This window comes from Streptomyces sp. CA189 (assembly GCF_056428985.1).
In genome coordinates this window covers 21,500-28,464 of sequence record NZ_JBWJVM010000096.1, presented here as the reverse complement: position 1 = coordinate 28,464, position 6,965 = coordinate 21,500, and the positions used below count along the sequence as shown (strand labels likewise).

At 73.4% G+C, this 6,965-nt stretch carries 7 protein-coding genes; 3 read left to right on the top strand and 4 right to left on the bottom strand.

Annotated elements, in window-relative coordinates:
* Positions 1-142 precede the first annotated feature (142 nt).
* Positions 143-946 carry an enoyl-CoA hydratase/isomerase family protein gene (locus tag AC061S_RS39440; protein ID WP_478690688.1) on the top strand — a complete coding sequence of 268 codons (804 nt, stop codon included), beginning with the start codon at positions 143-145 and terminating at the stop codon, positions 944-946.
* 50 nt (positions 947-996) lie between these two features.
* Here AC061S_RS39440 and AC061S_RS39435 read toward each other — a convergent pair whose 3' ends face one another.
* Both AC061S_RS39435 and AC061S_RS39430 read right to left on the bottom strand, forming a co-directional pair.
* Entirely contained in the window at positions 997-1,797 is an 801-nt protein-coding gene (locus AC061S_RS39435) for a VOC family protein (protein WP_478690687.1), read from the bottom strand.
* Positions 1,798-2,028: 231 nt separating this feature from the next.
* On the bottom strand, positions 2,029-2,922 hold the full coding sequence (locus AC061S_RS39430) for a hypothetical protein (protein ID WP_478690686.1): 894 nt from the start codon (positions 2,920-2,922) through the stop codon (positions 2,029-2,031).
* A 114-nt stretch (positions 2,923-3,036) separates the two neighbouring features.
* Here AC061S_RS39430 and AC061S_RS39425 point away from each other — a divergent pair, with 114 nt between their 5' ends.
* Both AC061S_RS39425 and AC061S_RS39420 read left to right on the top strand, forming a co-directional pair.
* Positions 3,037-3,654, top strand: coding sequence for a flavin reductase family protein (locus AC061S_RS39425; RefSeq protein ID WP_478690690.1), 618 nt, complete (start codon positions 3,037-3,039; stop codon positions 3,652-3,654).
* A gap of 65 nt (positions 3,655-3,719) precedes the next feature.
* The gene (locus AC061S_RS39420; protein ID WP_478690685.1) at positions 3,720-4,622 is read left to right on the top strand and encodes a hypothetical protein; all 903 of its coding nucleotides are present in this window, start codon (positions 3,720-3,722) and stop codon (positions 4,620-4,622) included.
* A 56-nt stretch (positions 4,623-4,678) separates the two neighbouring features.
* Here the strand turns inward: AC061S_RS39420 and AC061S_RS39415 are convergent, their stop codons facing one another.
* Both AC061S_RS39415 and AC061S_RS39410 read right to left on the bottom strand, forming a co-directional pair.
* Positions 4,679-5,746 carry a Zn-dependent alcohol dehydrogenase gene (locus AC061S_RS39415; RefSeq protein WP_478690684.1) on the bottom strand — a complete coding sequence of 356 codons (1,068 nt, stop codon included), beginning with the start codon at positions 5,744-5,746 and terminating at the stop codon, positions 4,679-4,681.
* The gene (locus tag AC061S_RS39410) at positions 5,743-6,948 is read right to left on the bottom strand and encodes an acyl-CoA dehydrogenase family protein (protein WP_478690683.1); all 1,206 of its coding nucleotides are present in this window, start codon (positions 6,946-6,948) and stop codon (positions 5,743-5,745) included. The genes AC061S_RS39415 and AC061S_RS39410 overlap by 4 nt, the downstream gene beginning before the upstream one ends.
* Positions 6,949-6,965: the final 17 nt, after the last annotated feature.

The window sequence follows — 6,965 nt, the reverse complement described above, 5'->3', positions numbered from 1 at the left end:
CCGGCCCCCACCCGCAGACAAACCCACGCCCACCACAACCCAGCCCCGCCGGCGTTTGAGGCGCAGGGGCCCGGGGACTGGTCCCCGGCAACGGCGCCGCGCCGCGCCGCACCCCACCACGAACGAACAGGAGTTCCACACCATGACCGGCACCCCCGAGGACGAAGTCCTCCACCGCTTCGAGAGCGGCGTCTCCTGGATCACCCTCAACCGGCCGGAGGCCATGAACGCCGTCACCTGGGACCAGCGCGAGCGCGTCATCGGGCTGCTCGCCGAAGCCTCCGCCGACCCCGACGTGCGGGCCGTCGTCATCACCGCCACCGGCAAGGGCTTCTGCGCGGGCGCCGACCTCCGCGGAGCCCCCGCCGCCCCGGCGGAGCGGGTCGCCGGGGACGTGGCCCGCATGATCCGGCTCGGCGCGCAGCGCCTGATCACCGCAGTGCTCGACTGCGAGAAGCCGGTCATCGCCGCCGTGAACGGCACCGCGGCCGGCATCGGCGCCCACCTCGCGCTCGCCTGCGACCTGGTCATCGCCGCTGAACCGGCCCGTTTCATCGAGGTGTTCGTCCGCCGCGGCCTAGTCCCCGACGGCGGGGGCGCGTACCTCCTCCCCCGCCTCGTCGGCCCGCAGAAGGCGAAGGAGCTGATGTTCTTCGGGGACGCCGTCCCGGCGGCCGAGGCCGAGCGGCTCGGCCTGGTCAACAAGGTGGTGCCCGCCGAGGCCCTGGAGGACACCGCCCGGGAGTGGGCGGAGCGCCTCGCGCAGGGCCCCACCCGCGCCCTGGCCCTGACGAAGCAGCTCGTCAACGCCTCCCTGGACGGTGACCGGGCGACCGCGCTCGCCGCCGAGGCCAACGCCCAGGAGCTCAACATGACCACGGCCGACGCGAACGAGGGCGTCGCGAGCTTCGTCGAGCGCCGCACCCCGAAGTACCTCGGCCGGTAACCGCACCCACACGCACACCCGCACCCGCACCCCCCACCCCCCACCCGCACCTACATCTGCGGGTCCGGCGTGAGCAGCGCGAACACCGCTCCCGTCGGGTCCGCGGCCCACGCCATCCGGCCGACCTCCGGGACGTCGGCGGCGGGCATCAGGACCGAGCCCCCGCCACCCCGGATCGCGGCTACGGTCGCGTCCACGTCGGCGACGTTGAAGTACGGCACCCAGCGCGGGACTTCGTTCGCCCCGGCGCCCTCGCCCGCGCCGTCGCCCTGCGGTGCGACCCCGCCGAAGGAGCCGTCCTCCTGGTCCCCGTCGGCGATGCTCAGCACCCGGTACGTCATCCCGGGTGCCTGCATCTCGACGGAGCGCCACCCGAAGAGGCCGGCGTAGAACTCGATGGCGGCGACCGGATCGGGCGCGTGCAGCTCCGCCCAGACCAGGGATTTCTCCTCGGAGGTCAGCCCCAGCCCGACGGTCTTCCCCGGCTGCCAGCACGCGAACTCAGCGCCCTGCGGGTCGGTGAACTGCGCCAGCCAGCCCTCCCCCATGACGTCCCCGGGCTCCACGCGCACCACTCCGCCGCCCGCCCTGACGGCCGCCGCCGTCTCCTGGATGTCGGGGGTGTTGAAGTGCAGCATCCAGGCCGGGGTGGCGCCCTCCTCGGTGAGCGGCCCGAGGGCGGCTACGGTCTTGCCGTCGACCTGGAAGAAGCCGTAGCCGCCCGCCTCCGGGCCGAGTGAGACGTACTCCCAGCCGAAGACGCCGGTGTAGAACGAGACGGCCCCGTCGGTGTCGGGGCTCCCGAGGTCGAGCCAGTTGGGCGATCCCTTGCGGAAATCGGTGCCGAGCATGAGGGTCCTCCTGTGCGTGCGCCGCTGCTGCGGGGTCCGGTCCGGTCCCCCGCCACGATGCCGAGCCCGTAGGGGCCCGCGCTCCAGGGGGGCTCCGCACGGCGGTGGAATCACCCGTACGGCTGCGCCACGCCCGCGCCCACACCCACACCCGCACCCGCACCCGCACCCGTGCGCCGCGCCTCCCAGCACACCCCGGACCCGGCCGGCCGGCCCGCCGGCCCCGACGGCCTACCCCGCCCGCTTCCGCAGCACCCGCACGTCTCCGCCGTCCGGGTCGCCGATCAGCACGAACAGCTGCGGCGCCTCCGCCGTGCCCGCCGTCTTCCAGTACCGCGGAGCCTCGTCGCAGGCCTCGACGGACAGGGCCACGCCCGGGGCGGAGCCGGCGGCCGTCCCCTCGACGTGCCTCCACGTCCCGTGCCCCGAACAGCGGTCCGCTGCGCCGAATCCGTCGTCCACCGGCAGGCCCGTCGCCGTCGCCGCCCCCTGCTCGTCGAGTTCCAGGCTGACGCCGGAGCCGGTCCACACGCCGACGTAGTCGGCGCGTTCCAGGACCGGCGCCTGGTACGGGGGCGCGAGGAAGCCCGCGACGAAGGCGGCGGGTACCGCGATCCCGGTCGCCGCCAGCGTCCACAGCCGCACCCGGAGCTTCGTCCGCTGCCGCGTCCGCGCGTACACCGCGACCCCCGCGGGGAGCACCCCGGCGGCCGCGATCCAGCCCCACGTGGCGGCGTACGAGGTGCGGATCAGCAGGGCCACCGGTGCGGCGTACACGCCGGCGAGCAGAACCAGCACCGGCGGGGCCCACCGGGCCGCGGGGGTCCGGGCGCGCACGCCCACGGCGTTCGAGAGCGCCACCACCGGGATGGTGAAGAGCGTGCCGTGCACCCAGCCCGCCGCGGCCGCGAGCGGCGGAAGGAAGACGCACCCGAAGGCCACCTCGAGGATCAGGCCGATGGCGAACGTTCCGTAGCCCACGCCGTACGCGTCGCTCTGCCCCGGGGAGACCCACCAGAACAGTGCCCCGACGAGGAACTGCGCCCCGGCGACGGCTTCCGCACCGGGCGCGATGCCGGTCCAGGAGCGCCTGCTCCGCCGCGCGGCGACCACCTGGTTCGACATGACGAGCCCCCATCCCCACACTATTGAACACGTTCAACGAACGTGGACCCTACACTCCCCTTCCCATCTGACGAACCGTCAGCTTCAATCGGTGATGTGATGGGACATGCAGGGATGGCGGCCACCGTCGTCCGATACCTCAGATCAGTCGGCTCCCCCACCTCCGCCGCCGCGGAGCCCGGGACCGAGCCCGTCGAAGCACTGCCCCGCCCCGATCTGCGGGCCGTCGGCGCAGACGAGCGCGCGCCCGTCAGCCCCGCCGAATTCCGGGCCGTACTGGGGAACTTCGCCAGCGGGGTCACGATCATCACCTCCCCGCCCGGCGAGGACGAGGACGGTCCGGCCGGCTTCGCCTGCCAGTCCTTCGCCTCGCTCTCCCTCGACCCGCCGCTGGTCACCTTCATGGTGGCCCGTACGTCGACCACCTGGCCCCGCATCGCCCGGACCGGGGTGTTCTGCGTGAACATCCTCGGCGCCGAACAGGGCGAGCTGTGCCGGGCCTTCGCCGTCAGCGGCGCCGACAAGTTCGCCGGGGTCGCCCACACCCCGGCCCCCGCCACGGGCTCACCGCAGCTCGACGCGGTGCCCGCCTGGATCGACTGCCGGATCCACGCCGTGCACACCGGCGGGGACCACCTCATCGTGGTGGGCAAGGTCGAGGCCATGGGCGCGGCCGGCGAGGGCGAGCCCCTCCTCTTCCACAAGGGCCGCTTCGGCCGCTTCACCGGCTGACACGGCCTGCTCGAAAGGACCGCCCGCCCCGCCGCTATCCTGCGGATCTCGAACGGGCGGGGGCCATGAGACACACGTACTACGAGCCGGGTCGCAGCCGGTGGACCGGCATCACGGGCTGGCTCATGGCGGCCAGTGCGATCGGCGCGATCTTCTGCGCGCTGACCCCGGTGTCCCCGTACCCGCCGCTGACGGCCGAGCTGGCATTCGCCGGAGCCTCCGCCGCCTTCGCCTGCTGCTGGGTCGTGGCCTCGTACCGGGCCCGGATCGGGCCGCTGGACAAGCCGTGGACGCCTCCCGGCTACCGCCCCGGGGACGAGCGGCTGGCCTACCTCTTCGCCATCGGCGTGCCGTTCGCCGTGGCCGCCGCCCTCGTGGTGCTGTTCACCGGCTCCAGCAAGGACGGCATGGAGATCGAGCGGCTCGATCGGGTCGGGTACGACAGCCGCAAGGTGGAGATCGTCCGGCTGGTCGGCGAACCGGTTCACACACCGCCCACCCAGGACAGCCACGGCTCGTACGACACGGACCTCGTCGTCCGCGTCCCCTTCGACAGCGGGCCCCGGGAAGTCACCCTGGAGGGGTACACCACCAGCCGCTTCCCCGAGCCGGGCATGCAGGTGGACGCCCATTTCGCCCCGGCCCACCCCGAGGAGGGCGTGGCCGAACGCCCCTTCATGACCCGTGCCTGGCTCGGCTCCCCCATCGCCGCGTTCTTCGGCCTGCTGTGGTCCGGCGTCGCGGCCGCCATCACCAAGTCGTACATGGACCCGTCGGACATGGAGAAGCTGCGCCGCTTCCGGCCCGGCACCCACCTGCCGGCCCTCGCGATCCTGCTGTGCGGGATCGTCCTGCTGCTGCCCGTCGCCCTCGAATTCCAGGTCGCCGGCGACAACCGGCTGCCCGCCTCCCTCGCGAGCCTGACCCCGTTGCTGGCCCTGACCTGGGTCGTCAAGCGGCGGTACTGAACACGCCGTGGCCGGCCCCGCTCCAGGGAGCAGGGCCGGTCACGGGTCAGGCCGGCTCAGAACGTGAGGACCCCGCGGGCCACCCGTCCGTGGTGGGCGTCGTCCACGGCCTTGGCGAAGTCCTCGACCGGGTAGACCTCCGTGACCAGTTCGTCCAGCAGCAGCTTGCCCTGCCGGTAGAGCTCCGCGTAGAGCGCGATGTCCCGCTGCGGGCGCGAGGACCCGTACCGGCAGCCCATGATCGTCTTGTCCAGGTACATGGACGAGACCTGGAAGGCCGCCTCCTCCGTGAAGCCGGGCACGCCCAGCAGGACCGCCTGTCCGTGCCGGTCCAGCAGGTCGATCGCCTGCCGGATCAGCTTGACGTTGCCCACGCACTCGAAGGCGTGGTCCGCGCCCGTGGGCAGGACCTCCTTCACGGCCGCCGAGGAGTCCGCCACCGCCGAGGCGTCGATGAAGTGCGTGGCGCCGAACTGCCGGGCCACCGCCTCCTTCGCCGGGTTCGCGTCGATCGCCACGATGGTGGTGGCGCCCGCGATCCGCGCGCCCTGGAGCACGTTCAGCCCGATGCCGCCGGTGCCGATGACGACCACCGTCTCGCCCCGGTCCACCTTCGCCCGGTTCAGCACGGCGCCCACGCCCGTCAGGACCCCGCAGCCGATCAGCGCGGCCGAGGTCAGCGGGATGTCCATGGGGATCTTCACCGCCTGCACGGCCCGGACGATCGTCCGCTCGGCGAAGGCCGAGTTCGACGCGAACTGGAAGAGCGGCTTGCCGCCCCGCGAGAACGGCTGCCCCGGCATCCCGATCGCCTTGCGGCACATCGTCGGCCGGCCGCGGTCGCAGTCCGCGCACGCCCCGCAGTTGGCGAGCGTGGACAGCGAGACGTGGTCGCCGGGCACAACGTGCGTGACCCCGGACCCGACCGCCTCCACCACGCCCGCACCCTCGTGCCCGAGCACCACCGGCGGCGGGAACGGGATCGTCCCGTCGATCACCGACAGATCGCTGTGGCACAGACCGGCCGCCGCTATCGCGACCAGCACCTCCCCCGGCCCCGGGTCCCGGATCTCCAGATCCTCGACCACCTGGGCCTGCTTGCCGTCGAATACGACGCCTCTCAACTGGACTCCTTAGGCAGGCCGAGCACGCGCTCGGCGATGATGTTGCGCTGGATCTCGTCCGAGCCGCCGTAGATGGTGTCGGCGCGGGTGAACAGGAACAGCCGCTGCTCCTCGTCGAGTCCGAGTTCGTACGGGGTCCCCTGCGACCAGTGCCCCGGCCCGGCCGTGGCCACGGCGCCCCTGACCTCCACCGCCAGCTCCCCGAGCCGCCGGTGCCAGCCGCCCCACAGCAGCTTGGCCACGCTGGGCGCGCCGGGGTCCCCGCCCTCGGCGCCCAGCGTCCGCAGCGCGTTCCACCGCATCGTGCGCAGCTCGGCCCACTGCCGTACGAGGCGTTCGCGCAGGACCGGGTCGCCCGCGCCCGCAGCCACGTACGCCCGGACCACCCGCTCCAGTTCGGCCGCGAAGCCGATCTGCTGGACGAGCGTGGAGACCCCGCGCTCCAGCGCGAGCAGTCCCATGGCCACGGACCAGCCGTTGCCCTCGCCGCCGACGACCTCGTCGGCGACCGCACCGTCGAAGAACACCTCGTTGAACTCGGAGGTCCCCGACATCTGCCGGATCGGCCGGACCTCGACCTTGCCCGGCTGGTCCATGCGGACGAGGAGGAAGGACAGCCCGCGGTGCCGCTCGGACCCGGCCCCGGTGCGCGCCAGGACGAAGCACCAGTCGGCGTCCTGGGCGAGGGAGGTCCAGATCTTCTGCCCGGTGACCCGGAACAGCCCATCGGCCGCGTCCCGTACCGCCGTCGTACGGATCCCCGCGAGGTCGGAGCCGGCCCCCGGCTCCGAGTAGCCCTGGCACCACAGCTCCTCGCCGCGGGCGATGCCGGGGAGGAAGCGGGCCCGCTGCTCCGGGGAGCCGTAGGCGATCAGCGTCGGCGCGAGGAGGTTCTCGCCGATGTGGCCGACCCGGGCCGGGGCGCGCGCAGCCGCGTACTCCTCCGCCCAGACCACCTGCCCGGTGAGGGAGAGGCGCCGGTTGCCGTACGCGTCACCTCCTCCCGTCTCCCAGCCCTGGCCGATCCAGCCGGCCCGCCCCAACTCGCGCTCCCAGGCGCGGCGGACCTCGACCCCCTCGTGCTCGCTGCCGGGGCCACCGAGGCCGACGGCCTCCTCGTACGGCCCCGTGAGGTGCTCCGCCAGCCACTCCCGGGCTTGGCCGCGCAACATCTCGTCCTCGTCGTCGAAGCCGAAGTCCATGGTCAGTGCCCCCTCCG

Excerpts from the sequence above, each read along its gene's own strand:
- AC061S_RS39440 (WP_478690688.1), top strand. The coding sequence starts at position 143 with ATGACCGGCACCCCCGAGGACGAAGTCCTCCACCGCTTCGAGAGCGGC.
- AC061S_RS39435 (WP_478690687.1), bottom strand. The coding sequence starts at position 1,797 with ATGCTCGGCACCGATTTCCGCAAGGGATCGCCCAACTGGCTCGACCTC.
- AC061S_RS39430 (WP_478690686.1), bottom strand. The coding sequence starts at position 2,922 with ATGTCGAACCAGGTGGTCGCCGCGCGGCGGAGCAGGCGCTCCTGGACC.
- AC061S_RS39425 (WP_478690690.1), top strand. The coding sequence starts at position 3,037 with ATGGCGGCCACCGTCGTCCGATACCTCAGATCAGTCGGCTCCCCCACC.
- AC061S_RS39420 (WP_478690685.1), top strand. The coding sequence starts at position 3,720 with ATGAGACACACGTACTACGAGCCGGGTCGCAGCCGGTGGACCGGCATC.
- AC061S_RS39410 (WP_478690683.1), bottom strand. The coding sequence starts at position 6,948 with ATGGACTTCGGCTTCGACGACGAGGACGAGATGTTGCGCGGCCAAGCC.